Source organism: Arthrobacter castelli DSM 16402 (assembly GCF_000430705.1).
Taxonomy (GTDB): domain Bacteria; phylum Actinomycetota; class Actinomycetes; order Actinomycetales; family Micrococcaceae; genus Arthrobacter_C; species Arthrobacter_C castelli.
In genome coordinates, this window is sequence record NZ_AUMN01000001.1 from 15,199 (window position 1) to 40,170 (window position 24,972).

The 24,972-nt window shown below is 62.8% G+C and carries 27 protein-coding genes; 5 read left to right on the forward strand and 22 right to left on the reverse strand.

Annotated features, from left to right (window positions below):
• Positions 1-58 precede the first annotated feature (58 nt).
• The 11 genes from H535_RS0100110 to H535_RS22600 form a co-directional block, all read right to left on the reverse strand.
• A complete protein-coding gene (locus H535_RS0100110; protein WP_051298259.1) occupies positions 59-439 on the reverse strand; it encodes an ankyrin repeat domain-containing protein in 381 nt (126 codons plus the stop codon).
• A 132-nt stretch (positions 440-571) separates the two neighbouring features.
• A complete protein-coding gene (locus H535_RS0100115) occupies positions 572-2,065 on the reverse strand; it encodes a catalase (RefSeq protein WP_026817909.1) in 1,494 nt (497 codons plus the stop codon).
• Positions 2,066-2,107: 42 nt separating this feature from the next.
• Positions 2,108-2,530, reverse strand: a complete 423-nt coding sequence (locus H535_RS0100120) for a Fur family transcriptional regulator (protein ID WP_026817910.1) — start codon at positions 2,528-2,530, stop codon at positions 2,108-2,110.
• Positions 2,531-2,583: 53 nt separating this feature from the next.
• Positions 2,584-5,163 (reverse strand): MMPL family transporter, encoded by a 2,580-nt coding sequence (locus H535_RS0100125; RefSeq protein WP_026817911.1) that lies wholly within the window; start codon positions 5,161-5,163, stop codon positions 2,584-2,586.
• Between the two features lie 28 nt (positions 5,164-5,191).
• Positions 5,192-5,851, reverse strand: a complete 660-nt coding sequence (locus H535_RS0100130; protein ID WP_026817912.1) for a TetR family transcriptional regulator — start codon at positions 5,849-5,851, stop codon at positions 5,192-5,194.
• 84 nt (positions 5,852-5,935) lie between these two features.
• Complete coding sequence (locus H535_RS0100135; RefSeq protein WP_026817913.1) at positions 5,936-6,358, reverse strand: DUF779 domain-containing protein; 423 nt, start codon at positions 6,356-6,358, stop codon at positions 5,936-5,938.
• Between the two features lie 3 nt (positions 6,359-6,361).
• Positions 6,362-7,372 (reverse strand): alcohol dehydrogenase AdhP, encoded by a 1,011-nt coding sequence (adhP, locus tag H535_RS0100140; protein WP_026817914.1) that lies wholly within the window; start codon positions 7,370-7,372, stop codon positions 6,362-6,364.
• Positions 7,373-7,450: 78 nt separating this feature from the next.
• On the reverse strand, positions 7,451-8,974 hold the full coding sequence (gene exaC, locus H535_RS0100145) for an acetaldehyde dehydrogenase ExaC (RefSeq protein ID WP_026817915.1): 1,524 nt from the start codon (positions 8,972-8,974) through the stop codon (positions 7,451-7,453).
• Positions 8,975-9,143: 169 nt separating this feature from the next.
• Positions 9,144-10,532, reverse strand: coding sequence for a sigma-54-dependent transcriptional regulator family protein (locus tag H535_RS0100150; protein WP_026817916.1), 1,389 nt, complete (start codon positions 10,530-10,532; stop codon positions 9,144-9,146).
• A 213-nt stretch (positions 10,533-10,745) separates the two neighbouring features.
• Positions 10,746-11,942, reverse strand: coding sequence for a TerC family protein (locus H535_RS0100155; RefSeq protein WP_026817917.1), 1,197 nt, complete (start codon positions 11,940-11,942; stop codon positions 10,746-10,748).
• A 159-nt stretch (positions 11,943-12,101) separates the two neighbouring features.
• Positions 12,102-13,487: an FAD-dependent oxidoreductase gene (locus tag H535_RS22600; protein ID WP_035767853.1), complete on the reverse strand. Its 1,386-nt coding sequence runs from the start codon at positions 13,485-13,487 to the stop codon at positions 12,102-12,104.
• A 267-nt stretch (positions 13,488-13,754) separates the two neighbouring features.
• Between H535_RS22600 and rarD the strand changes: the two genes are divergently transcribed.
• The gene (gene rarD / locus H535_RS0100165) at positions 13,755-14,714 is read left to right on the forward strand and encodes an EamA family transporter RarD (protein WP_081416340.1); all 960 of its coding nucleotides are present in this window, start codon (positions 13,755-13,757) and stop codon (positions 14,712-14,714) included.
• Positions 14,715-14,775: 61 nt separating this feature from the next.
• On the opposite strand, the gene gabT is transcribed toward rarD, so the two are convergent.
• Positions 14,776-16,119 (reverse strand): 4-aminobutyrate--2-oxoglutarate transaminase, encoded by a 1,344-nt coding sequence (gene gabT, locus H535_RS0100170; RefSeq protein ID WP_026817919.1) that lies wholly within the window; start codon positions 16,117-16,119, stop codon positions 14,776-14,778.
• Between the two features lie 122 nt (positions 16,120-16,241).
• Positions 16,242-17,669, reverse strand: coding sequence for a gamma-aminobutyraldehyde dehydrogenase (locus H535_RS0100175; RefSeq protein ID WP_026817920.1), 1,428 nt, complete (start codon positions 17,667-17,669; stop codon positions 16,242-16,244).
• A gap of 206 nt (positions 17,670-17,875) precedes the next feature.
• Here H535_RS0100175 and H535_RS22605 point away from each other — a divergent pair, with 206 nt between their 5' ends.
• Together H535_RS22605 and H535_RS22610 are read left to right on the forward strand one after the other, a co-directional pair.
• Positions 17,876-19,372: a PucR family transcriptional regulator gene (locus H535_RS22605; RefSeq protein WP_051298260.1), complete on the forward strand. Its 1,497-nt coding sequence runs from the start codon at positions 17,876-17,878 to the stop codon at positions 19,370-19,372.
• Positions 19,373-19,379: 7 nt separating this feature from the next.
• Complete coding sequence (locus H535_RS22610; RefSeq protein WP_035767855.1) at positions 19,380-20,141, forward strand: phosphotransferase; 762 nt, start codon at positions 19,380-19,382, stop codon at positions 20,139-20,141.
• Here the strand turns inward: H535_RS22610 and H535_RS0100190 are convergent.
• Positions 20,134-20,694 carry a GNAT family N-acetyltransferase gene (locus H535_RS0100190; RefSeq protein WP_026817921.1) on the reverse strand — a complete coding sequence of 187 codons (561 nt, stop codon included), beginning with the start codon at positions 20,692-20,694 and terminating at the stop codon, positions 20,134-20,136. The genes H535_RS22610 and H535_RS0100190 overlap by 8 nt on opposite strands.
• Before the next feature lie 37 nt (positions 20,695-20,731).
• Here H535_RS0100190 and H535_RS0100195 point away from each other — a divergent pair, with 37 nt between their 5' ends.
• A complete protein-coding gene (locus H535_RS0100195) occupies positions 20,732-21,100 on the forward strand; it encodes a VOC family protein (protein WP_026817922.1) in 369 nt (122 codons plus the stop codon).
• Positions 21,101-21,106: 6 nt separating this feature from the next.
• Positions 21,107-21,733 (forward strand): trimeric intracellular cation channel family protein, encoded by a 627-nt coding sequence (locus H535_RS0100200; protein ID WP_035767857.1) that lies wholly within the window; start codon positions 21,107-21,109, stop codon positions 21,731-21,733.
• A 32-nt stretch (positions 21,734-21,765) separates the two neighbouring features.
• Here H535_RS0100200 and H535_RS0100205 read toward each other — a convergent pair whose 3' ends face one another.
• From H535_RS0100205 to H535_RS28160, 8 genes are all read right to left on the reverse strand, one after another.
• The gene (locus tag H535_RS0100205; protein ID WP_026817924.1) at positions 21,766-22,131 is read right to left on the reverse strand and encodes a type II toxin-antitoxin system VapC family toxin; all 366 of its coding nucleotides are present in this window, start codon (positions 22,129-22,131) and stop codon (positions 21,766-21,768) included.
• Positions 22,128-22,373, reverse strand: a complete 246-nt coding sequence (locus H535_RS0100210; RefSeq protein WP_026817925.1) for an AbrB/MazE/SpoVT family DNA-binding domain-containing protein — start codon at positions 22,371-22,373, stop codon at positions 22,128-22,130. The genes H535_RS0100205 and H535_RS0100210 overlap by 4 nt, the downstream gene beginning before the upstream one ends.
• Before the next feature lie 101 nt (positions 22,374-22,474).
• A complete protein-coding gene (locus H535_RS0100215) occupies positions 22,475-22,939 on the reverse strand; it encodes a DNA circularization N-terminal domain-containing protein (RefSeq protein WP_035767859.1) in 465 nt (154 codons plus the stop codon).
• Between the two features lie 46 nt (positions 22,940-22,985).
• Positions 22,986-23,372, reverse strand: a complete 387-nt coding sequence (locus H535_RS0100220) for a hypothetical protein (protein ID WP_026817927.1) — start codon at positions 23,370-23,372, stop codon at positions 22,986-22,988.
• 211 nt (positions 23,373-23,583) lie between these two features.
• Entirely contained in the window at positions 23,584-24,048 is a 465-nt protein-coding gene (locus tag H535_RS28815) for a hypothetical protein (RefSeq protein WP_155838449.1), read from the reverse strand.
• Positions 24,041-24,469 (reverse strand): hypothetical protein, encoded by a 429-nt coding sequence (locus H535_RS0100230; RefSeq protein ID WP_026817929.1) that lies wholly within the window; start codon positions 24,467-24,469, stop codon positions 24,041-24,043. The genes H535_RS28815 and H535_RS0100230 overlap by 8 nt, the downstream gene beginning before the upstream one ends.
• Positions 24,462-24,731: an aldehyde dehydrogenase family protein gene (locus H535_RS0100235; RefSeq protein ID WP_081416341.1), complete on the reverse strand. Its 270-nt coding sequence runs from the start codon at positions 24,729-24,731 to the stop codon at positions 24,462-24,464. The genes H535_RS0100230 and H535_RS0100235 overlap by 8 nt, the downstream gene beginning before the upstream one ends.
• Positions 24,707-24,970 carry a hypothetical protein gene (locus H535_RS28160; RefSeq protein WP_026817931.1) on the reverse strand — a complete coding sequence of 88 codons (264 nt, stop codon included), beginning with the start codon at positions 24,968-24,970 and terminating at the stop codon, positions 24,707-24,709. Before H535_RS28160 ends, H535_RS0100235 begins: the two co-directional genes overlap by 25 nt.
• Positions 24,971-24,972 lie beyond the last annotated feature (2 nt).

A 24,972-nucleotide genomic window follows, 5' to 3' on the forward strand; every position in this document is an offset into this window, starting at 1 on the left:
TATGCGGCTCTATGCGGCCACGCGCGACTTCGCCGCCGGGATGAGTCGGGCCGGACTATCAGCCCAGCAGATGCTCCCGGCCAAACATGGTCGCTGCGGCCCGGGCGCTTGGCGTCCCGGCGTCGAGGTCCGCACCTGCCTCCCTCAGCAGGACGACGACGTCGTCCGCTCCCTTGAAGAGCGCGCCGGCGATGGGTGCCTGGTTACGGTCGTTGCGCAGGTCCGGGTCAGCCCCGAGATCCAACAAGGCGCGGACCGTGCCGGCGTGTTCGTGGTAGGCCGCGAGCATAAGCAACGTATTGCCTGCCTCGTCGGCGGTGTTCGCCGGCAGCCCGTGCTCGATGAAACCGGTCAGTTCACCGGTGTCGCCTGCGCGGGCAAGATCCATCGCGATGGCCACCACCCGCTTGGTTTGTTCAGGCGTCAGTGAATTGCTCATAAGTATCAGTCTTCCGGTTTGCTTCAAACGGTACAACGCAAAGACCGGCGTGGTACAGCATCAGCTGCGCCACGCCGGTCCTTGCGTTCCATTACTGATGGACCAGCCGTGGCCAATCCGTCGCGGCCAGGATCAGACCGAGTCTGAGTTCACGTCGGTAGCGGAGACCTTGCCGGCCTGCAGCGCCTCGACAGCCTTGCGGACACCCTCGCCGTAGGCGGGGTCTGCCTGGGTGCAGTTGTGGATGTGGCGGTCGATGGTCGTCTGTGAGGCGCCGTCGATCGCCCGGGCGGTGTTCTCGAAGAGCACCTGCTGCTGGTCGCCGGACATGTTCCGGAACAGGTTACCGGGCTGTTCGAAGTAATTGTCGTCGTCCTCCCGGTAGTTGAACCGGTCAGCGGTGTCCCCGATGGCCTGGGCAGGCTCGCGGTAGGCGGGCTGTTCCGGCCAGCGGCCATAGGAGTTCGGTTCGATGCCTGGAGTTCGGCCCTGGTTGCCGTCGACCCGCATGGTCCCGTCCCGGTGGAAGGTGTTCACCGGGTTGACGGGGGTATTGACCGGAATCTGGTGGTGGTTGACGCCCAGCCGGTAGCGCTGTGCGTCGCCATAGGAGAACAGCCGGCCCTGCAGCATCTTGTCCGGCGAGTAGCTGATGCCCGGAACCAGGTTGGAGGGGGCAAACGCGGCCTGCTCGACGTCGGCGAAGTAGTTTTCCGGGTTGTGGTTCAGCTCCCACTCCCCGACCTCGATCAGCGGATAATCCTTCTTCGACCAGATCTTGGTCAAGTCGAAGGGGTGGAAGCGGTAGTTCTCGGCGTCCGCCTCGGGCATGATCTGGACCATCAGCTTCCACTTGGGGAAGTCGCCGTTCTCGATCGAGTCGAACAGGTCACGCTGATGCGATTCCCGGTCCTCACCCACGACCTTGGCCGCTTCCTCGTCGGTGAGGTTCTTGATGCCCTGCTGCGTGCGGTGGTGGAACTTCACCCAGAACCGCTCGCCCTCGTCGTTGATCAGGCTGTAGGTGTGGGAGCCGAAGCCGTGCATGTGCCGGTAGGAGGCCGGAATCCCGCGGTCGGACATCACGATCGTGACCTGGTGCAGCGCCTCGGGCAGGTTGGTCCAGAAGTCCCAGTTGTTCTCAGCGTCACGCATGTTGGTGCGGGGATCGCGCTTCACGGCGCGGTTCAGGTCGGGGAACTTCAGCGGATCGCGGAAGAAGAACACCGGGGTGTTGTTGCCTACCAGGTCCCAGTTGCCCTCTTCGGTGTAGAACTTCAGCGCGAATCCGCGGATGTCGCGTTCGGCGTCGGCGGCACCGCGCTCACCGGCCACGGTGGAGAAGCGGGCGAACATCCCGGTCTTCTTGCCGACTTCCGAGAAGATCTTGGCGTTGGTGTACTGGCTGATGTCATTGGTCACCGTGAAGGTGCCGAATGCGCCCGAGCCCTTGGCGTGCATGCGCCGCTCCGGAATAACCTCGCGGTCGAAGTGGGCGAGCTTTTCCAGGAACCACAGGTCCTGCAGCAGCATCGGGCCGCGCGGGCCGGCAGTCATGGAGTTCTGGTTGTCGGCGACCGGCGCACCTGACGCCGTCGTCAAGGGTTTCTGATTGTTTTCGGGCAAAACTCGCTCCTTGGATGATCAATTTCGCTTGTTGTGTGCTGGTTATTCGTTCGCGAGACACCCGGGGCAGGTGCCCCAGAACGTCACTTCCGCCTGCTCCACCGCGAACCCGGCCGGGACCGCAGCGTCGAGGCACGGCGCCTCGCCGACCACGCATTCCACGTCGGTGACGGCGCCACATGTGCGACACACCAGGTGGTGATGGTTATCCCCCACGCGGGTTTCGAACCTCGCCGGCGAGCCGGCGGGTTCGATTCGACGCAGCAGACCCGCGTCGGTGAGCGCGTGCAGGACGTCATAGACCCCCTGTATCGACACCGACCCCAGGTCGCGGCGAACGGCTGACGCGATAGCGTCGGCATCCGAATGGGGATGATCCGCGACCATCGTCAGCACTGCCGCCCTGGGACGGGTCACCCGCATGGGCACCCCCCTCAGGAGTGCTGCGGCATCAATGGTCGTCATGGGACAAGCCAAACAGGTTTTCTGGAACTATTCAAATAAAGGGCTGCGCCGGGTCAATTGCTGCGCTGGCCGGCAAGTTCCGGCGTGTGCGCCTCAGCTGTCTCTGTTGCGACCTTTGCCCCTTCCACATCGACGTCGGGAAGCATCCGGTCCAGCCACCGCGGCAGCCACCAGGCCGAACGGCCGAGCAGATGCATCGCCGCGGGGACGACCACCATGCGGATCAGGAAGGCATCCACCAGCACACCGAAGGCCAGGCCAAAGCCGATCGGCCGGATCATCGTCAGGTGGGAGAAGATGAAGCCGGAGAAGACCGACGTCATGATGATGGCCGCGGCCGTCACCACCCGGGCGCCGTGGCTGAACCCGCTGCGCACCGCATGGCGCGCGGACTCACCATGCATATACGCCTCGCGCATCCCCGAGACCAGGAACACTTGGTAGTCCATCGCCAGCCCGAACAGCACGCCGATCATGATGATCGGCAGGAAGCTGAGCACCGGGCCCGGATTGTGCACGCCAAAGACATCGCCCAGCCATCCCCACTGGTAGATGGCCACCACGGCGCCAAAGCTGGCTGCCAGCGAGAGCAGAAAGCCGGCAGTGGCCAGCAGCGGAACCACAATCGAGCGGAACACCAGCAGCAGCAACAGCAGCGAAAGCCCGACGACGATGCCCAGGTAGAGCGGCAAGGCGTCCAGCAGTTTCTGGGACACATCGATATTGACTGCCGTTTGCCCGGTGACCCCGATCTCCACTCCGGTGGCGTCTTCAATCCCGGAGGCCGAGTTCCGCAGCTCGTGCACCAGCTCCTCGGTCGATTGGTCGGTCGGCCCTCCGGTCGGAACGACCTGGAAGATCGCCATGTCGCCGTCCTCGCTGACCCCGGCCGGGATGGCTGTGGCAACGTTGTCGATGTCCCGCAGTTCACGGACCACATCGAACCTGGTTTCCTCGGCCTCCTCGTCGCTGAGTCCGGAAGGCATCTCGCCCGCCACCAGCAGCGGCCCATTGATCCCCTCTCCGAAGGCCTGGCCCATGGTGGTATATGCCTGGTAGGCCGTCGAATCGGCCGGTTCCGAACCGCCGTCGGGCAGTCCGACGCGCAGTTGGGTGGCCGGCAACGCGACCGCACCCAGCCCGATAACCGTGATAAGGAGCAGGATCACCGGGTGCCGGGTGACAAAGCCACCCCAGCCGCGGCCGGCGTCGATCTTTGCCTGTTCGGCGCGGTCTTGTTCCTCGGCACCCCCAAGGTCTGCCTTGGCCCAGGCGCGCTTGGAGATCAGCCGGGTGCCAATGACACGGAGCATGGCCGGTGTCAGGGTCAGGGCGACGACGACGGCGAATGCCACCGTGGCGGCCCCGGCCAGTCCCATCACGGTCAGGAACGGGATGCCCGGCACGGCCAGTGCGGCCAAGGCGATCACCACGGTCAGGCCCGCAAACAGCACTGCGTTCCCCGCTGTGCCAGTGGCGCGGCCGACCGATTCTCCGGTGGGCATCCCGTGCAGCAGTTGGGTGCGGTGCCGGTTGACGATGAACAACGAATAATCGATCCCCACGGCCAGCCCCAGCATCAGCGCCAGCATGGGCGAGACCGAACTCATCTGCACCGCGCCGGAGAGGGCGAAGGTTCCGCCCACACCAACCGCGACGCCGGTGATGGCCATCAGCAGGGGCAGCCCGGCCGCTATCAAGGTGCCAAGCATGACGATCAGCACCACTGCGGCGATCAGCACGCCGATGACTTCGGCCGCCCCGAAGATCTCCGAGATGTCCTGGACGATTTCCTTGCTGTAGTGGACTTCGATTCCCGAGGCTTCGGCGGCGTCGACGACGTCCTGGACCTGCTGGCGGGTTTCGGGGCTGACGGAGTGGATCTCTTTGTCGAACTGGACCCTGGCCACCGCCACCGATCCGTCGTCGGAGATCAATTCGACGCCGCTGGAGAGCTTCAACTGCTGACGCCCCTCAGTCAGCTTGTCTTCCTGGGCACGGATCTCCGCGCGGCCGTCATCGAGTTGTTCACGCTGGGCCTGCAGCTGTTCGGCCGCGGCATCGAGTTTCGCCTGGGCGGCCTGCAGTACGGCCAGTTGCTGCGCCGCTCCGGGAACCCCGGCGGCTGCGGCAGCCTCAGCCTGCTGTAAGGCAGTGTCCAGCTGGGCCTGGCGCTGCTCCAGGTCGGCTGCAGCCTGCTCCAGCTTCCGGGTGCCATCCTGCAACTGCGCCTTGGCATCACTGAGCTTTTGTTCGCCGTTCTCCAGCTTCTGGCGGGCGTCCGCCAGCTGCTGCTCGGTCTGGAAAGGACGCGCCACGGACTGCACGCCGGACACGTCGTCCAGTTCGTTCAAGGCGTCGCGGATTGCTTGTTTCTGGTCGGCGCTGAACGCCTTCGAACCGGCATCGAACACGATACTGCCGCTGCCTCCGGTGGCCTCTGGCATTTCGTCCTCGAGCTGGTTCAGCACGCGCTGGGACTCGGTGCCGGGGATGCTGAAGCTGTTGCTCAGGGTTCCGGAGAACGCCGCGGCCGCGCCGCCGACGGCGAGGACGGCGACCACCCATGCGGTGATGACCCAGCGGGCGTTGCGATAGCAGAATTTGCCAAGACGGTAGAGAAGTGAAGCCATCGAAGTACTTTCTTGGTTAAGCGGCGATTCAGTTGTGGAATCCGCTGCGGAGGTGGCCAAAAGCGGCAATGAGCAGTTCGCGCAGACCAGAGAGCGATGCAGGGCTCAAGTCCCCGCCCGTGCGGCGCAGCCACTCGGACAAAGCGGCGCGCGCCGAGGCAAAGACGGAGCCCACCAATGCCGGGACAAAAAGGGGATGCTGCCGCGCCGGATCGGCGGGATCGAGACGATCGTCGATGGCATCAACGATCTTGTATTCCGCCCGGGTCCATGCTTCCAATTGGAAGCGGTGCATCTGGGGGTTGTCTTCAGCGAGTTGGAACAATTCCGCTGTACGTTCCAGCAGCGCCGGATCGGCCAGCTCCGTCAGCGCCTGCAGCATGGACTCGACAACAGGCTCGCCGGTCGGACGTTGATGGAAATACGGCAGCACATTGTCCAGGAAATCCTCGATGTGCACCGCCAGGGCCGATTCCGGGCTGGGGAAATAGTTGAAGAACGTCCGCCGCGACACCCCTGCTGCGGCCGCCACGTCGTCGGCAGTGAAATTGCCGGCGCCGCGGGAGCGGACCAGTTCGATGGCGGCATCGGCCATCGCCCGGCGGTTCGCCTGTTTGTTCATCTCACGACGCGAAGGAGCCACGGACTCGGCCGTGACTCCTTCGGTGTCGCTGGAGCGCGTGGTCATGAAATTTACACTATGTGCAAGTTTGCACTCAGGGCAAATGGGTGTGGTGTGATCTTCAGGACACCGCCATCGCCGCCGCCTCTTCTACTCAAACAGTCTGGAGCGGATCAGGAAACGTTTCCCCTCCGGCGCCTCGAGCGAGAATCCACTGCCGCGGCCGGACACCACATCGACGGTGAGGTGCGTGTGGCTCCAGTAGGCGAACTGTTCGCGGGACATCCAGAACTCAACCGGCTGAGGGCCGACGTCGGCAGCCTCACCTGTCGGAACGTCGTCGGCGATGTCGAAGATCCCGAGCAGCACATCCGCATCTCCGGTCAGCAATTCTCCGGCCGGATAGCACATCGGCGACGATCCGTCGCAGCAACCACCGGACTGATGGAACATCAGCGGTCCGTGGCGACGCCATAATTGCCACAGCAACTCAACTGCTTCAGCGGTCAGCGCCACCCGGGAGAAGTCTTCTCCCGGGATGGCCGCTGAGGCTTCTATGGTGCTCTCCGCCATGTTTCAGTACTCGATGACGACACGGCCGTCGATTTTCCCGTGCGTCATCTCGTCCAATATGGCATTGATTTCGTCAAGATTCCGGCTCGATACCGTCGGGTGGATGAGGCCACGGCCGTAAAAGTCCAATGCTTCGATCATGTCCTGGCGTGTACCGACGATGGAACCCCGGACGGTCAGCCCCTTGAGGACAATGTCAAAGATCGGCGCCGGGAAATCGCCGGCAGGCAGCCCGTTGAACACGATGGTACCGCCGCGCCGCGCCATGTTGATTGCCTGGCCGAACGCCGACGGGTGCACGGCGGTGACCAGTACCGCATGGGAGCCTCCAATTTCCTGTTGGATAGCCTCCGCCGGGTCATGGGCAAATGCGTTGACCGTCACCTCCGCGCCATGTTTGCGCGCCAGGTCCAACTTGTCGTCAGCCACGTCGACGGCGGCAACCCTCAAGCCCATCGCCACCGCATACTGGACCGCGATATGACCCAAACCGCCGATGCCGGAGATGACGACCCATTCCCCGGGCCGCGCCTCGGTCTGCTTCAGCGCCTTGTACACGGTAACGCCCGCGCACAGCACCGGAGCGACTTCAATGGGGTCTGCTCCATCCGGAATCCGGACCGCAAAGCGTGCGTCGACAACCATGTACTGGCCGAAGGAACCGTCCACTGTGTAACCGCTGTTCAGCTGCTGCTCGCACAGCGTCTCCCACCCGGTATTGCAGTAGTCGCAGCTTCCACATGCGGAGGCCAGCCACGCGTTGCCCACCCGGTCGCCAACCTGCAGGCCGGATACGCCCTCGCCCAGGGCAGTTATTTCACCTACGCCCTCGTGGCCGGGGATGAACGGCGGAGTCGGCTTCACCGGCCAATCACCCTCCGCGGCGTGCAGATCGGTGTGGCATACTCCGCTGGCGATCAGTTTCACCAGCACCTGGCCGGGTCCGGGTTCAGGAACTGCCACTTCCTGTACTTTCAGGTCGGTTCCAAATTCAGTGACTACTGCTGCATTCATAGTGTCCATATGTGTTCTCCTTGTGGCCGTGCCAGTCATCGTTAACCGGCTTGTCTGCTTGTCTGCTTCCAGGGTCATTTAGAAGAATCCCAGCTTGGATTCGGAGTAACTCACCAGCAGGTTCTTCGTCTGCTGATAGTGGTCGAGCATCATCTGGTGGTTCTCCCGCCCGATGCCCGATGACTTGTATCCGCCGAAGGCGGCGTGTGCCGGGTAGGAGTGGTAGTTGTTCACCCAGACACGACCGGCTTGGATATCCCGTCCGGCCCGGTAAGCGGCGTTACCGTTGCGGGACCAGACTCCAGCACCCAATCCGTACAGCGTGTCGTTGGCGATATGCATCGCGTCGGCATAGCCGCTGAACTTGGTCACAGCGAGCACCGGGCCGAAAATCTCCTCCTGGAAAATCCGCATGCTGTTCTGACCTTCAAAGATCGTCGGCTGTACGTAGAACCCACCAGCAAGATCGCCGTCGAGCATAGCCCGCTGCCCGCCGGTGAGGATCTTCGCCCCTTCCTGTTTGCCGATGTCCATGTAGGAGAGGATCTTTTCCAGCTGGTCGTTGGATGCCTGTGCGCCGATCTGTGTATCGGTGTCCAGCGGGTTGCCCTGGACAATCTTCTCGGTACGGGCAACCGCGTCGGCCATGAACGAGTCATACATCGACTCCTGCACCAGCGCCCGCGACGGGCAAGTGCACACCTCGCCCTGGTTCAGCGCGAACATTGCGAAGCCTTCCAGCGTCTTATCGTAGAAGCCGTCGTTAGCCTCGGCCACGTCCGAGAAGAAGATATTCGGGCTCTTGCCGCCGAGTTCAAGCGTCACCGGAATCAGGTTTTGGCTGGCATACTGCATGATCAACCGGCCGGTAGTGGTTTCACCGGTGAAGGCGATCTTGCGGATCCGGCTCGACGAGGCAAGCGGTTTGCCCGCCTCGACGCCAAACCCATTGACCACGTTGAGCACGCCCGGCGGCAGCAGGTCGCCGATGAGCTCCATCAGCACCAGCAGCGACACCGGCGTCTGCTCGGCCGGCTTGAGCACGATGGCGTTGCCGGCCGCGAGCGCCGGCGCCAGCTTCCAAGTGGCCATCAGGATCGGGAAGTTCCACGGGATGATCTGCCCGACGACACCCAGCGGCTCGTGGAAGTGGTAGGCCGTTGTGTCGTCGTCGATCTGGGACAGTCCGCCCTCCTGGGCCCGGATTGCGCCGGCAAAGTACCGGTAGTGGTCGGCTGCCAGCGGCAGGTCGGCCGCCAGGCATTCGCGGATCGGCTTGCCGTTGTCCCAGGTCTCGGCGACAGCCAACGTCTCCAGGTTCTCTTCGATCCGGTCGGCGATCTTATTGAGGATCTGCGCCCGCTCGGCCACCGACGTCTTGCCCCACGATGGTGCGGCCTTATGCGCGGCGTCGAGGGCGAGGTCGATGTCGGCGGCCTGGCTTCTGGCCACTTCGGTGAACGGCTTACCCGTCACCGGGGTGACGTTCTCGAAGTATTCACCACCGATCGGTGCCACCCATTCGCCACCGATCCAATTCTCGTAGCGCGGCTTGAACGTGATCTTGGATCCGTCCCGGCCCGGCTGTGCATAAACGGTCATTGCATTCTCCTTCTCAATAGCGACGTCGTCGTCACTACTTGAGCGTAGGGAGCAAGAGGTTGCATTCAGGTTGCAGCATTGCCGTGACGCGGATCACGGCGGGTGCAGCCGGATCGCTGCAGCCTTCCGTTGCCACAGGGCGGCATGTTGACGGCAGCTACTGCCGGCCTCAGCCCTGCAGTTCAGCTTCGATTTTTTCCAGCCGGGCGACGACGGCGGCCCGCTTCGGCGAGCGGGCGGGCAGCACCTTCAGGCACTCTTTCCACACAGCTGAATCGTCGGCGGCCTCGGGAAGTTGAGCGTACTGCAGCAGTACCTCCGGGCTCGCGTCATTGAGGACCGCTTCGCGGAGGGCAGCGCTGATTTCCTCACGCAGCTGGATGATCGCCGGTGCCTCCGAAAAGGGCATCAGCGGACCTTTGTAGATCTGCAGCGCCATTCGGTGCGAACCCCGCCAGAGATAGTTCAGCACCTGTCGCCCGTCCACCACCAGCGCCTCGGGAAGACGGTACGGCCGCGACTGCGGCACCATCGACGGATCCAGCTTCTCCAGCACCCTGCGCAGCCGTACCATTTCGGGGCGCAGCGCAGTGCTGGGCTTGTCGGCCGGATAGAGCATGGTGCTGAGCACCTGGGACGACAGTCCCTCCGGATACCAGGACAGCAGGGTCAGGATTTCGGCATGCCGCTGCGAGAGCTCTCCGGTGATCCCGCCGATGCTGACCTGTCCATAATTCCTGCCCAGGACCTGCAGACTGTTCTGGTACAGCCGCTTCGGCCGCCGGGAAGCGCTGCCGCCGGTGTTCGAAGCCGCATCCTGCACTGTAGCTGGTTCCCGGGCAGGCAGGGCCGGACTGACGCCGGCGGGGGGCCCTGGCTGACCTGGCCCCGGCTGGCGGCCCGCGTGTTGCAGCCGCTCAATCTGCAAGTGTGATTGCGCCGCGGCAACGGCGGCTTCCACCAGGGACAGCGTGTGCGGGGCCACGGCTTCGGTTCCGCCGGTAATGTCCACCACACCCAGCACCGCGCTGGACTCGGGATCGTGCAGCGGAACGGCTGTGCAGCTCCATGGATGCACTGTCCGGTTAAAGTGCTCGGCCCCGGAAATCTGAATCCCGTGGTCCAATTCCAACGCAGTTCCAGGTGCGCTGGTTCCCACCCGCAATTCGGACCAGTCCGCGCCGGCAATGAACTTCATATCCTCTGCCTTGCGGCGCATGTACGTGTCACCGTCGACCCACAGCAGCCTGCCATGCTCGTCCCCGACTGCGACGATGAGGCCGCTGTCATAGGTGGGCCGCACCAACAGCTGATGTATGACCGGCATGACCGCCGAGAGCGGATGATTCCTCCGGTACTCATCCAACTCGCCGCCGTCGTACACCAACACCGGACTGGCCGCTTCGGGATCTGCGTGGTAATTCAACGACCGCGCCCAGGAATCACGCACCAAGTCCCTCAAGCCCGTCACGGACCGGAGTCCGAGGCTGAGGCTTTCGTGGGCCTTGGAGGCTCGATGCTGCGCAATGTCGGCGTTGATCCCGACCGGAACGGCGATCCAGGGGTTCGACGTCGGGCCGGGTGCGGCCCGATCCGTCTGCTGCCTGCCATCGCGCCGCACCCGGGAAGCTGGAATATCCACCGTTGCTCCACTCCGTTGCGTACCTAAGTGCCAGACTTATCGTGGGCGGAATCACAGTCTAGCGGTTCAGAGCCGGATTCACGGAGCGGATCGGCAAGGCTGGACCACCGGGCCGTTTCGCTACGCGACTTACTCCCGCTTCTCCGTCTCTTGGGCTGAGTGACGACGGTGCGCTTCACGGGCCTGTTCGCGAATATGTTCGATGTCCTTGACCTTGTTGCGGTACTTGAGATCCATGCCGAAGATCTCCTTCTCCTCGTCCACCAGCGCCTGGTATACCCGCTCCCGCTCGTTGGCATCGTCGGTGTAATCCGGGTCCAGGTAATTTTCCGCGTGCCGGCGGGCGTTGGTCACAGCCGTCTGGGCCTTGCCGGCCGGACTGTACAGCGACGCGAAAATGGTCACCAGCAGCACGCCGATAATGACCGACAGCGACAGCCCCGTGGTGATTTCGATGACCGGCACCGGCTGGCCGTCGTTGATGAACGGGACGGTGTTTTCGTGCAGCGCGTGCAGCACCAGCTTGACCCCGATGAAGGCCAGGATCGCGGCCAGTCCATAGGAGAGGTAGATCAGCCGGTCGAGCATTCCGTCGATCACGAAGTAGAGCTGCCGCAGCCCCAGCAGGGAGAACGCCGTTGCCGTAAAGACAATGAACACATTCTGGGTCAGCCCGTAAATCGCCGGTATGGAGTCAAGGGCGAACAGTATGTCGGTCCCGCCGATGGCCACCATGACCACCAGCATCGGTGTCATCACCTTTTTGCCGTTTTCGACGGTGAACAGTTTGTCGCCGTCGTAATAGTCAGTGGTTTTGAACACTTTTCGCGCGATGCGGATCATGAAGTTGTCCGCCGAGTGGCTCTCTTCGCCCTCCGGCTTGATCATATTGCCGGCGGTGAGCAAGAGGATGAGGCCGAAGAAGTAGAACACCCAGGCGAAATTGTTGATCAGCGCGGCGCCGAGGAAAATGAATCCGGTACGGGTGATCAGGGCAAAGATAATGCCGAACAGCAGTACCTTCTGCTGGTCCTCGCGCGGGACCCTGAAGCTGGCCATGATGATCAGGAAGACAAAGAGATTGTCGACCGACAGGGCCTTTTCGGTGAGGTAACCGGCGAAGTATTCCGACCCCATAGTTGCCCCGCCAAATATCAGCACGGCAAGCCCGAACACCACAGCGATGCCGACATAGACAGCCGACCAGATGGACGCTTCCTTCAGGGTCGGCACGTGCGCCTTGCGGACGTGGAAGAAGAAGTCGTAGGCCAGCAGGGCCAGAATCAGGACAATGGTCAGTGACCATATAAGTGGTGAGACGGTCATATCCTCTGCTTTCGAAGAGTGTCAGCTGGTCGAAGCACAAGTCTCTCCACCGGCGCCACCGGCCGCTGCACCCGGTCCGGCATCAGCCTAACGTGTTGACGTGTGCAGCGCTGAGGGATACTCCCCTACGCATTGTCAGTGTACTGCACACCGGAGAATTCACGAACGAGGCTTGGTGGCAAAATCCCGGGAAATGGTCACCATTTCCTCGCGCGGGACCACCTTAATTCGCTCCCGTTCCACGCCGTTGGAATCATAGCTGGCCCCCAGGGACATTTCATGGGCGTCCAGCTTCAGCCAGCCTTCCCACGTGGTGTATTCAATGCCACGTTCCTCCAGCAATTCGATGATTGAATCTTCGCCCGGCTCAGCGGCAGGCGGCAGCGTCAGCCGGTCCTCCAGCAGGAAGCCGATCGTTTCCAGCGCGTCGCCCTTGGTGTGGCCAATCAGGCCAGTCGGTCCGCGCTTGATCCATCCGGTGGCGAAGACTCCGGGCACCGGCTCCTCGTGCACATTCAGCACGCGGCCGCCTTCATTGGGAATCACCCCGCGCTTATGGTCGAATTCGATCTCCTCTAGTGCCGAACCGAAGTAACCGACAGCCCGGTACACCGCCTGGACCGGGTAGTCGAGCACCTCGCCGGTGGGTGCCAGGCGCCCCTCGTCGTCAACCGCGGTGCGATCGAACCTGATGCCTTCCACCGCACCATCGCCGTAGATTTCTTTGGGCTGGTGCCAGAAGTGCAGATGCAGCCTGCGGGATGCGTCTGTCGGTTCCTCCAGCAGCCAGTTCTGCAACGTCTTGACCATGTTCTTGGTCTGGTTGTTCGAACTGATCTGCTTCATCGATTCTTCGTCGAAATCGAAGTCTTCGGGATCGATGATGATATCCACGTCCTTGACGTGGCCGAGCTCGCGCAATTCCAACGGCGTGAACTTCACCTGGGCAGGTCCGCGGCGGCCGAACACGTGCACGTCCGTGACGGGCGAGCGCTTCAGCTCGCTGTACACATTGTCGGGAATTTCAGTGGAGAGCATGTCTTCGGGATGCTTCGACAGCACCCGGGACACATCCAATGCGACGTTGCCATTGCCGATGACGGCGATTTCCTTCGCCTCCAAGGGCCACTCACGGGACACGTCAGGATGTCCGTCGTACCAGGAGACGAAGTCTGCGGCGCCGAAGGAGCCAGGCTTGTCGATGCCCGGAATGTTCAGATCAGCGTCTCTGACCGCACCGGTGGAAAAGATGATGGCATCGTAGAAATGCCGGAAATCCGAAAGGGTCAGATCCTTGCCATAAGTGACGTTGCCCAGGAACCGGATGTCTCCCCGGTCCATCACCTTGTGCAGCGCATTGACGATACCCTTAATGCGCGGATGATCCGGGGCGACGCCGTAGCGGATCAATCCATACGGCGCCGGGTGCTGCTCGAACAAGTCAATGCTGACCTCGAAGTCACGCTCGGCCTTGGTCAGGATATCCGCAGCGTAGACTCCAGCGGGGCCTGCTCCAATAATTGCCACCCGTAGTGGGCGAGACATAGTCAGTCCTTCCGAAAGACAAGTGCGGTGTGGCGCTGATCCACCCGCGGAACCGCGGTTCATTAATTAGCGCACAACTATCTAGTCTAAATCCCCCGAGCCCTCAGCGCTAAGTGAGACTCCTTACGCGGTGAGAGCGCGGTTATAGTGCGGTGATAGTTCAGGGATACTTAACTATGGGGCAAAGAGGATTTGCTTGTGCTAAAGCCGGTGACGGCCCAGAGTAGTTCATGGGCATCTGGAATACAGGAAGTGGAGGATGCAGTTATGGGAGACGTGTCCTCAACCGGTGTCACTCTCAACAAGCCCGTCCGCAGTGACGGCGCCAAAGGGCTCATCTTCGGGTTCGGCGCCTATGGTTTCTGGGGCCTGCTACCACTTTACTTCGTCCTGCTGATCCCGGCGGGTTCTGTCGAAGTCGTGGCCAACCGGGTGGTGTGGTCCCTGGTGTTCTGCGCCGGATTGTTGACCTTCACCCATTCCTGGCGCGGGTTCCGGACCGCGGTCTCCGACCCGAAGACGCTGGGGACCTTGGCTATTGCGGCGGTGCTGATTGCCACCAACTGGCTTACCTATGTATATGGAGTCACCAGCGGACACGCCATTGAAACGTCCTTGGGGTATTTCATCAATCCCCTGGTCTCCGTGCTGCTCGGAGTAGTGATCTTGAAGGAAAAGCTCCGGCCGCTGCAGTGGACCGCCGTGGGCATTGGCGGCGCAGCCGTCGTCGTACTGACCGTGGCCTACGGAAACCTGCCTCTGATCGCCTTCACCCTGGCAGGATCGTTCGGCATGTACGGGTTCGTCAAGAAGCGCGTGGGGCAACGTGTGAACGCGGTGACCAGCCTGAGCGTCGAAACCGCCGTACTCACGCCCCTGGCAGGCGGCGTGATGCTCTGGCTCGCCACCACCGGCGCAGCCACTCTGACCACCGAGGGCGCAGGCCACTTTTGGCTGATGGCGGCATCCGGGGTGATTACCGCCGTGCCCCTGCTGTTGTTCGGCGGTGCTGCGCACCGGCTGCCGCTGGCCACCATTGGGTTCCTCCAGTACCTGACCCCGACGATGCAGTTCATTATTGCTATCACCGTGCTCGGAGAGACCATGGCGTTCGAACGCTGGATCGGTTTCGCCCTGGTGTGGCTGGCACTGGTATTCCTCAGTACCGACATGGTCCGCCAGTACCGGACCAACCGCAAAATGCGGGCCGCACTGCGCTCCGGGTAGTGACGGCGGCAGGCCGGCTGCCACCAGTCCGGCCGACCGCCACCACTGCCGGATGCCGGCCTTACGCCTGCGCCCGGATGGCCGCCTCCAGCACGTCGAGCCCGTCGCCGAGCAACTCGTCACCGATCACCAGCGGCGGCAGCAGCCGCACCACGTTGCCGTAGGTGCCGCAGGTCAGGATGATGACGCCTTCGGCCTGGCACTGCGCGGCAATGGCCTTGGTGGCCTCCGGGTTCGGTTCCTTTCCTCCGGGCTTGACCAGCTCAATGGCCAGCATTGCCCCGCGTCCACGGAGGTCGCCAATAATCTCCGTTTGCTCTGCCAGCGGGCGCAGTCGATCCATCACCTGGGTCTCGATCCTGCGCGCCCGTGCCGGCAGGTCATAGTCCTTCATGGTCTGGATCGCTCCGATGGCAGCGGCACACGCGACCGGGTTGCCTCCGTAGGTGCCTCCGAGTCCGCCGGCGTGCACAGCGTCCATCAGCTCCGCCCTGCCGGTAACGGCCGACAGCGGCATCCCTCCGGCAATGCCCTTGGCCGTGGCGACGATATCCGGCACCACCGATTCGTGCTCGGACGCGAACCAGGCACCGGTGCGGCAGAATCCGGACTGCACCTCATCGGCGATGAAGACAATCCCTTTCTCCCTGGCCCATGCGGCCAGCGCCGGCATGAATCCCTCGGCTGGAACGATGAATCCACCCTCACCCTGGATGGGCTCCAGCAGGATGGCTCCCACGGAGTCCGACCCGATCTGCTTCTCGATCGCCGTAATGGCACGCTGCGCCGCCTCCGCACCGGTGATATCCGGGTTTTCCTCACGGAAGGGGTAGCTCATCGGCACCCGGTAGATCTCCGGTGCGAACGGACCAAAGTTCGCCTTGTACGGCATTGATTTCGACGTCAGCCCCATGGTCAGGTTGGTCCGGCCATGGTAGGCGTGGTCAAAAGCGACGACGGCGTCCCGGCCTGTTGCCAGCCGGGCGACCTTGACCGCGTTCTCCACGGCTTCCGCCCCGGAATTGAACAGCACCGTACGTTTTTCGTGGCCACCCGGCGTCAGTTCATTGAGCAGTTCGGCCACCCGCACGTACCCCTCGTAGGGAGTCACCATGAAGCAGGAGTGGGTGAAGTAGTCTGCCTGCTCCTTTATGCCTTCGACGACGGCGGGTGCGGATCCGCCGACGCCGGTGACGGCAATGCCTGCGGCGAGGTCGATGAACGAGTTGCCATCGACGTCGACGATGATGCCCCCGTCGAGGTCTGCGGCGTACACAGGCACGCCGGAGGCGACTCCGGCTGCCACGACGGCGTTGCGGCGTTCGGTCAATTCCTTGGACTTGGGACCGGGGAACTCGCCAACGATGTTGCGCTTCTGTTCCAGCCGGTACTGAATTTCTGCCATTTGCTTACCTTTCGGTGGTCGAGTAAGGCGCGAAGCGCCGCACCGAGACCCGGTGGTCGAGCCTGGGCCCACGCCCGCAGGGTTCCCTGGCCGAGCTTGCGAGGTTAGGGAGCGGGTGGGGACTAGTCGAGCGAGCTCATCACGTGCTTGACGCGGGTGTAGTCTTCGACGCTGTACATCGACAGGTCCTTGCCGTAGCCGGACTGCTTGAAACCGCCGTGCGGCATTTCCGCGATGAGCATGATGTGGGTGTTGATCCAGACGCAGCCGAAGTCGAGGTCGCGGGAGACCCGCAGCGCCGTCTGGTGATTTGAGGTCCAGACGCTGGAGGCCAGGGCGTAGTCCACATCGTTGGCCATCTCCAGGGCCTCTTCTTCGGTGCTGAACTTCTGCACAGTGAGCACCGGGCCGAAGGTTTCCTTCTGCACCAGGTCGTCGGTCTGCTTCACGCCGGAGATCACTGTCGGCTCGATGAAGTAACCCTTCTCCCCCACCCGCTTGCCGCCGGTGACGACGGTGGCGTGATCCGGGACCGAGTCCAACACGCTGCGCACAGAGTTGAAGTGGTTAATGTTGTTCAGCGGTCCGAAGTAGTTCTTGGACTCGTCTTCGTTGCCTGTCTCAAGTCCCTCCGCTGCCTTGGCCAGCATGTCGAGGAATTCATCATGCACCCCGTCCTGGACCAGCACGCGGGTGACGGCGGTGCAGTCTTGTCCTGCATTGAAGTACCCGAACTCCGCCAACTCGGTTGCGGTCTTCTGCAGATCAGCATCATTGAACACCAGAGCAGGCGCCTTCCCGCCTAATTCCAAGTGGGCCTTCTTGAGGCCTTCGGCGGCGCCGTGAGCGACAGCCTTTCCGGCACGCACCGACCCGGTGATAGATGCCATCGCCGGAGTCTTGTGCTCAACCATCGCCGAACCTGTCTCGCCGGTGCCCAGCACCAGGTTGAAGACGCCGGCCGGGAAGATTTCGCCGATCAACCGCGCCAGCACCAGGGTGCTTTCCGGCGTCGTGTCACTTGGCTTGAGCACAATGGTGTTGCCGGCGGCGAGCGCCGGACCGATCTTCCAGACTGCCATCAGCAGCGGGTAGTTCCACGGGGTCACCTGGGCCACCACGCCCACCGGCTCCCGACGGACGTAGGAGGTGAATCCCTCCATATACTCGGCGGCGGACTTGCCCTCGAGCATACGGGCAGCCCCGGCGAAGAAGCGCAGCTGGTCAACCCCCATGCCTATCTCTTCGCTCGCGACCAGGGCCTTGACCTGGCCGGTATTGCGGTGCTGGGCATCGACCAGTTCATCCTGATTGGCCTCGACAGCGTCTGCCAGCTTCAGCAGCATTGCCTGACGCTCCGCCGGCGTCGTCCGCTTCCACGTTTTGAACGCTGCCGCGGCAGCGCGCATCGCAGTATCGACGTCGGCAGCGTTGGAGACGGGCGCCTGCGCAACCACTTCGCCGTTGGTGGGATTGATGATGTCAAGCAGGTCCGTGCCCTGCGGGGTGACGAATTCACCGTTGATGAAGTTCTGTAACGTCTGTGCCACTTTAATGACCCTTCTGTCGATTTCGCATCAGGCGCGGATCAGCGCTGGTTTCCTCATTGAAACGCTCCCGATAACGGGCGATGGTGTTACCAGGAGCACATTACTGCCGAGCGTACGCCAGAGTCAGGCCAGCTGGTAATGGGCGACAGCACAGGATGATCACCTGACTATGGTGCAGGCGCATAACGCGCGGTTATAGTTGGCCCATGGCAGTCACCCTCGCCGAACTCATCGCCACGCCCCGCCTCGACCTGAGGATCGCCGGCTCCGCAACCGGAGACAGCACCGCGCCCATCCAGTGGGTCGCAGTGACCGAACTGGCCGACCCCACACCTTTCCTGAGCGGCGGCGAAGTGCTGCTGACGACCGGACTGCGGCAGCAGACCAGCGCCGACCAACGGGACTTTGTGCGCATGGCCCACCAGGCCGGGGTGCTCGCCATCGGGTTTGGCAGCGGGCTGTCGCACCCGCATGTGCCGGCCGCGCTGATTGAAGAGGCCGACAAGCACGCGCTGGCTGTATTCGAAGTGCCGTATCCGACGCCATTTATGGCCATCGGAAAACTTGTCGCCGACGCGCTCTCGGCCGACCACTACGCCAGCCTGGAACGGCTGCTCAAGAGCCACCAGATCCTCGCTTCCGCACTGCTCAGCGATGGTGGATTGGACTCGATGTTGCAGAAATTGAGCTCGATGCTCGGTGCTGACTTGGAACTGATCCAGTATGGAGCACCCATCCACCGCTCCCCGTCGGCAGCCGACGACGGCGGGTCCGGCGGGGAGGACTGGGAGGAAGTGGCGATCAGCACCGGGTGGAAGGACCGCACCACGTTGCGCATCCGCCGTCCGTACGCCGCCGACGGCATCGTCAATTATGCCCAGTCGCTGATCAGCCTGGAACTGAGCAACCAGGCCCGGCACCGCCATACCCAGCGGCAAATCGCCGGACAGGTGTTGGATGACATTATCCGCGGCAACCTGGCCGGAGCCGAGGCTCAGGCGCGGCTCAGCGCGGCGGGGATGACGTCCGCCGGCCGCCACGCCATCCTGCTCGTCGAGGCAGCCGGCGGCGACCGCCGGTCGTTGCCCACCCTTCCGCTGCCCCCGTCATTGCAGGATTGCGCCAGCGCGATCCTCGGGGAACGTCTGGCTGTCATTGTCACCGGCACCGTGGCCGAACGCGCCAGGGCGCTGAGTTCCTATCTGGACAATGCCGGCATCTACGCATCCGTTGGCCAGGGCGGCAGTTATGCGCAGGCCAACGGGCTGCGGTGGAGCTATTTTGAAGCCCGCGAGGCTCTCTCCCGCGGTGAACGCCTCAATGCACCCGAGAGGCTGAATCTCACGTCCCTGCTGCTGGCCAGTGAGGATGTCCCGCTGAACGACCTTGCCGCCGAGGCGCTGGATCCGCTGTCCAGCTTCGACCTGAAGCACGACGCCGAGCTGATGCGCACCCTGGAGTCCTACCTGCAGCTGGATGGCTCCGTTGCCGGCGTCGCATCCGCTATGGGCCTGCACCGGAACACCGTACGCTACCGGCTGTCGCAGATCACCGCCCTGACCGGCTACGACCCCGCCGTCACCGCCGACCGTGTCCATCTCTGGCTGGCCATCGCGGTGAGCCGGCTGCAGAGTCCAGATGAGACAGCACAACACACCCGGCAGGACCGGCGTCGTCAGCCATCGCCGCGCCGTCGTTCATAATTGGGACATGACCGAGCATGAGCTCGCCGGCGGCAGCGACTCGGGAGCTGTCCACGACGACGGAACTGTACACCGCGCCGTCGGCCCGTGGACCCGCTCGGTCCACCGGTTGCTGCGGCACCTGGCGGCCAAGGGGTTCGACCGGGCGCCGCGTCCGCTGGACTATGACGCCCGGGGACGCGAAGTGCTGACCTACCTGGAGGGCGAAAGCGTCGGGAACCAGAAGCCGTTTCCAGCCTGGGTGCACTCGGAGGCAGCGCTGGTGCAGGTGGCCGCTTGGCTGCGGGACTATCATCAGGCGGTGGCGGACTTCGAGCCGGCGGACGACGACGAATGGCGACAGGGCCGTGAATGGAAGCCCGGCCTGATCATCGGCCATAACGACGCTGCCCCGTACAATGCGGCGTGGCACGACGGGCGTTTGACCGGTTTCTTCGATTGGGATCTGGCCGGCCCCGTGGGCGTCACCGAGGACATCGCATTCACCGCCTTCGCCTGGGTCCCGCTACACGCCAGGAGTGTCGTGGCCGCCGAAGGCTTCACCGACTTTGCCGCTCGTCCCCGCCGGCTGCGGCTGTTCCTTGACGAATACGGCTGGGACGGCTCGACGGCGGAGATTCTCGACGTCGCTATTAGCCGCGTCACCGAGACCGCACGGTTGATCCGTGAACTGGCCGCGGGCGGCGACCCGCTGCACGAGCACATGGTGGCCGCGGGGAATCCTGATGGGCTCGAGGAAGCGGCCCGCCAGATGCGCGAGCTCAGCTGAGGTTCTTGCGGTACCGCTTCACCGTGACCGGAGGCGAGTAGGCTGTGTCTTCCTTGGTCCCGCCGTCGGCCGCCCATCCTGCCCCGATGTAGAACGCGATGGCACGTTCGTTGCTCTGTTCCACCCACAGGTATGCGCTGGTGTAGCCGAGTCCGCGCAGCCGGTCCTCCGCCGCGCGCAATAGCAGGGTGCCGATTCCCCGGGCCCACAGGTCCGGGTGCAGGTTGATCGCGTACAGCTGGCCCACACGATTGGCGGGACTGGCGCCGTCGTCGGCACTACTGCCTGCGTCCGCATCCCCTACCGGTGGTCCCACGATGACGAAACCGGCGATCCGCGAGGCGGTCTCAGCAACCAGATACGCGGTTCCCTCCCGTGGATCTTCGATTTGGAGCCGCCAGCCCGATTCGCGGCGTTCGACGTCGATCCCGTCCAGGAATTCGTCGCTCATCACGCCACGGTAGGCCGCACGCCAGGCGGCAATATGGACCTCGGCGAGCTCCCGCGCGTCTGCTGGTCCGGGCGGGCGGATGACGACATTGGTGGTTTCCATCCACAGAAGCCTACGCCACGGTGGCACAATAAGGGCCATGACCAGCCGTATCGCCGCACTTGCCATCGACTCCATCGAGCCGGGCGTCATCGCCGACTTTTGGTGCTCAGTCCTCAATTGGCGGGTCATCGAAGCCGACGACGACGGCGTCAGCATCGCCCCGAAGGACCGCGACTGGCCGACCATCGACATTTTCCCGATACCGGAACGAAAGACGGTGAAGAACCGACTGCACCTCGACGTACGCGCCGACGGAGCCAGCACTGAAGACGAACTGCAACGGTTGCTGGAACTGGGCGCGACACACGTCGACGTCGGTCAGGGACCGGATGTCACCTGGGTGGTGCTGGCCGACCCGGAAGGCAACGAATTCTGCCTGCTCGCCCGCACGGTCCAGGAGCTGTAGGCATACATGGCTGACATTGACGTCATCCTGATCCTCGACCTGCTCGGCGTCTTCTTCTTCGCCATGTCGGGGTGCCTGCTGGCTGCCCGCAAGGGGTTCGATATCGTCGGTTCGCTGCTGCTCGGGTCGTTGGTAGGTCTCGGCGGCGGAGTGATGCGCGACCTGATCATCGGCATCGCCCCGGCCGCCTTCTCCAATCCGCTCTACATCATCCCGCCCGTGCTGGCTGCACTGCTGGTCTACTTCCTCTTCTCGCACGTGGAACGGTTCGGCGGCCTGCTGGTGGTGTTCGACGCCGGCGGGTTGGCGGTCTTCTGCGCCATCGGTACGCAAAAGGCGCTGGAATTCGATCTGAATCCGGTGTCGTCAATTCTGCTGGGGGTGACGACGGCGGTGGGAGGCGGCCTGCTGCGGGACGTCACAGCCAATGAGATTCCCCGGATCTTCGACCCGCGGAATGTCTACGCCATCCCGGCATTCGCCGGAGCGGCCTTGATCGTGCTACTGAACTCGATCGGCTGGTCGAACGTCTTCACCATCACGGCAGTGGCCGCCGCTGTCTTTGCCTTTCGCGTGCTGGCCTGGCGCTTCAGCTGGAAGGTACCGCTGGCCGTGCGGGGATGGCGGCGTTAAAGTACCGACTCTTCTAACGCGGTTGAGCCGGGCTAACGAATCTGGCGCACCTGATCCGAGCTTCCCCACGAGGCATCTGCGGTCCATATGAAGGCACCGAGCCGCTGCGCCGTTGCCAAACACAGTCGGTCCCCCAATGAGAGACCGCTCCCCCTCCGCCACAGTCGCGCCGCGAGCTCAGCGTCATCGCCAAGGACGGGCTCGATGGTAAGATCGAAGCTCAGGATCAAGCCGCGGGCAAAATCCCAATCCTGATCATGGGCAATCAGCTTCTGGGCGGTCTCTGACCAATTCGCAGCACTGCACGCTCCACCGGCGACGAGTTCGCGTTCGACGACATCGGAACCTTCCTCACCCTGCAGGAAACACAGCAATGCAGATGCATCGAAAAGATTCACGCAGCATCTTCCGCCGCCGCCTGACGCCGCCGATCCGCCAACAACTCATCGACGAGGTTCAACCCCTGCAACTTTCCGCGGACCAGGCTCTTCATCTGATCTCGTGTCACCAGGACCACGCCCTGAGGTGTGTCCACCATGACCAGGGCTGAGCCAGCCTGCAGGTCCAGCCGTTCCCGAAGCTCTGCCGGAACGACCATTCGTCCCCGATCTCCCATCACAACCGGATATGTCCCACTCATGAATCCATAATACACCGCGAGGCCCCGAATGGGAGGGCTCCAGGATGCCACCGAGCCCGTCCACGACACGCCGCCGTCAGCACCCTCCATGGTCAGTACACCTAGTCCGCCCCCGGCAACCCGGCCAACCTGTTCTGCAGGAACTCGACATTCTCCACCGTGGACTCGTCCACCACTGTCCAGTACACACCGGCGTCGCTCTTTGTCAGCCCCATTGCTTCGGCCTGATCCGCGTCATGGCCGGTATAGAACAAGCGGAACAATCGTCGCCCACCCTCCTGCCCGACGTCGACCAGCCGGAACGGAGCACCCTGGTACGTCACCCGGCCAAAGAGCTCGAAGACGTCGGCGACTTCATCGATGGAGACCTTTTTGCGCCAGGCACTCCGCGGTGTCTTTTCGAAACCCGTGGCATCGGCCGGTGGTTCGCTGGATGCCGCGAGCACCACCGACGAGTTCCCGTCGACCAGATCCGCACTGAGCCGGTAACCGTTCCAGATGGCAGTCCACCCAATGACCGAGGCCGGGGTGTTCTGCTGCGGCGCGCCAAACCCGTTGCCAGGCATCGCTGTCCACCCTGAGGCAACATCCCCGTACACGGCAACCAATTCCTCAGGCGCGTCCCTGTGAATCCTCCACAGCTCCGCCCCGGGGGGGCAGCCGCACCTCGTCGAGAAAGTACAGCGGCGCGGAGCCGCCCTCCCAAGTTGCAAAACCTGTCCCATTGAACGGTGCTCGGTCCACGAAGTCGGGAGTTGTAGGAGTGTGAATATACACGTTGGGTGGAGTGGCAAACCGCAGCACGTCCAGGTACGACGCATCCTCGCGCCACGGAGATCCCGCAAAGCCGAGCCCGTGAGCTTGAAATAACAAAGCCGGATCCTTGACGGCGGCTACATCAACCGCTTTGAGCACGAACCCGGAAACCCGATCCTTGTTTCCTTCGACCAGTTCCTTGACCTGGTATTCGTTCAAGGCCTTCTGCAAGATGGCTGCCACGCTCTGCTCCTCCGTGTCTGCTGCACTGGCGAACTTTCAGTCTAGATGAACGCTCTCGTATCGGAGACACCTACCCACAGCTGGGAACCTTCCCGATAGAGATGCAGGTCATCCAGCTTTCCTGAATTGCGACATCGTTGAGTCGCAGCCCAGGGAACTAACAAACCACCGTCTTGCCATGTTGGACTCCGACGGAGCCGATCCGGCCAACTTACATTTTCATCTCCGTGATTACTTCGCTAACGTCTGTCACCTCAGACAACGGCACCCAGCCCTCTGCCCGGCGGAAGTCCGAGGACGCGAACCCTGGGAGTCCCAGCCACCAGCTAATCGGCTTCTGCTCGCCGTACTGCCGCGTGGGCCCTTCGATATTTATCTCCCCGTTCGAGTTCATGGCGTGAATAAAAAACTCCGCCTCCCGCCACACGCCCCGTGAAGACACCTTGTATGCCTTCTCAATCTCATCCACAGGAACCCAGCGCGACCACCATGGCCATCGCTGATCCGGATGCCGTCCATCCCTCTCAAAACCCATTCCGGCAGGTTCAGGACCATAAAAATAAATCGGCACACGAGCACGTTCTCGATCCACCGCCCCAACGTCGTACTCTTGTCCGCGCCACACAGCGTATCTGCCGGACAAGCGCTTTCCCCCGGACAGCTTCTGCTCAACCAACGCGAATCCACTTCCTGTTGTCATCAAATATCCCGACCAGCACTTCTTCACCTGCACGGTTGATCCGCCACATCTCTGCACCCTCGCGCATGGGAACATTGCCGCCGTCAGCCGTAAAGTATTCGGGGATAATCCGCTCGCCGCCGACTTCACTCGTGGTAAATCCGTTACTGCTGTGAGGAGGACCCTGGATATTCTCATACAAACCAGGCAGATCCTTATAGCGATGCTCCTCCGGCAATCTTGCGCGGGCAGCTTCATACGGAATACCGACCCCGTCTATTTCGGGAGTCTGGAACCGAACGAGATGCATCACATCGCGATCGTACGGTGACCCGCCGTTTTCAAGGTAGTCAAGCCGGAGCCCCTCGATGATCGCCTGCGGAGTGCGCAGATGCGCAGTATCCGCACCATCAGACACGAAACCACCGGCATTCGGCGTGATCCGGGACAGAGTCCAACACGCTGCGCACAGAGTTGAAGTGGTTAATGTTGTTCAGCGGTCCGAAGTAGTTCTTGGACTCGTCCTCGTTGCCTGTCTCAAGACCCTCCGCTGCCTTGGCCAGCATGTCGAGGAATTCATCATGCACCCCGTCCTGGACCAGCACGCGGGTGACGGCAGTGCAGTCCTGCCCTGCATTGAAGTACCCGAACTCAGCTAGACCGGCGTTCCGCGATTCCAGCCGGGCTTCTGGATCAGAAGATCATCATGCTCACGCCGACGGCATGCCTCGATGAATTCAATGGCGTCATCAGGTTCAGCGCGAAAATGATCGAATTGCGCTTTAGTGAGTTCGTAATATTCCTCGTAATCGACAACCCCATTGCTCACAGGCAGCGACGCGTAGTATCGACCCGCTTCTTGCTCGACGCCCAAGGCGTAGCGGTTCTCGCGAGAAAAATACGCATCAACGAACTTCACGG

Coding starts and splice junctions, on each gene's coding strand:
- H535_RS0100110 (WP_051298259.1), bottom strand. CDS start 439: ATGAGCAATTCACTGACGCCTGAACAAACCAAGCGGGTGGTGGCCATC.
- H535_RS0100120 (WP_026817910.1), bottom strand. CDS start 2,530: ATGACGACCATTGATGCCGCAGCACTCCTGAGGGGGGTGCCCATGCGG.
- H535_RS0100125 (WP_026817911.1), bottom strand. CDS start 5,163: ATGGCTTCACTTCTCTACCGTCTTGGCAAATTCTGCTATCGCAACGCC.
- H535_RS0100130 (WP_026817912.1), bottom strand. CDS start 5,851: ATGACCACGCGCTCCAGCGACACCGAAGGAGTCACGGCCGAGTCCGTG.
- H535_RS0100135 (WP_026817913.1), bottom strand. CDS start 6,358: ATGGCGGAGAGCACCATAGAAGCCTCAGCGGCCATCCCGGGAGAAGAC.
- adhP (WP_026817914.1), bottom strand. CDS start 7,372: ATGAATGCAGCAGTAGTCACTGAATTTGGAACCGACCTGAAAGTACAG.
- exaC (WP_026817915.1), bottom strand. CDS start 8,974: ATGACCGTTTATGCACAGCCGGGCCGGGACGGATCCAAGATCACGTTC.
- H535_RS0100155 (WP_026817917.1), bottom strand. CDS start 11,942: ATGACCGTCTCACCACTTATATGGTCACTGACCATTGTCCTGATTCTG.
- H535_RS22600 (WP_035767853.1), bottom strand. CDS start 13,487: ATGTCTCGCCCACTACGGGTGGCAATTATTGGAGCAGGCCCCGCTGGA.
- rarD (WP_081416340.1), top strand. CDS start 13,755: ATGGGAGACGTGTCCTCAACCGGTGTCACTCTCAACAAGCCCGTCCGC.
- gabT (WP_026817919.1), bottom strand. CDS start 16,119: ATGGCAGAAATTCAGTACCGGCTGGAACAGAAGCGCAACATCGTTGGC.
- H535_RS22605 (WP_051298260.1), top strand. CDS start 17,876: ATGGCAGTCACCCTCGCCGAACTCATCGCCACGCCCCGCCTCGACCTG.
- H535_RS22610 (WP_035767855.1), top strand. CDS start 19,380: ATGACCGAGCATGAGCTCGCCGGCGGCAGCGACTCGGGAGCTGTCCAC.
- H535_RS0100190 (WP_026817921.1), bottom strand. CDS start 20,694: ATGGAAACCACCAATGTCGTCATCCGCCCGCCCGGACCAGCAGACGCG.
- H535_RS0100195 (WP_026817922.1), top strand. CDS start 20,732: ATGACCAGCCGTATCGCCGCACTTGCCATCGACTCCATCGAGCCGGGC.
- H535_RS0100200 (WP_035767857.1), top strand. CDS start 21,107: ATGGCTGACATTGACGTCATCCTGATCCTCGACCTGCTCGGCGTCTTC.
- H535_RS0100210 (WP_026817925.1), bottom strand. CDS start 22,373: ATGAGTGGGACATATCCGGTTGTGATGGGAGATCGGGGACGAATGGTC.
- H535_RS0100215 (WP_035767859.1), bottom strand. CDS start 22,939: ATGCCTGGCAACGGGTTTGGCGCGCCGCAGCAGAACACCCCGGCCTCG.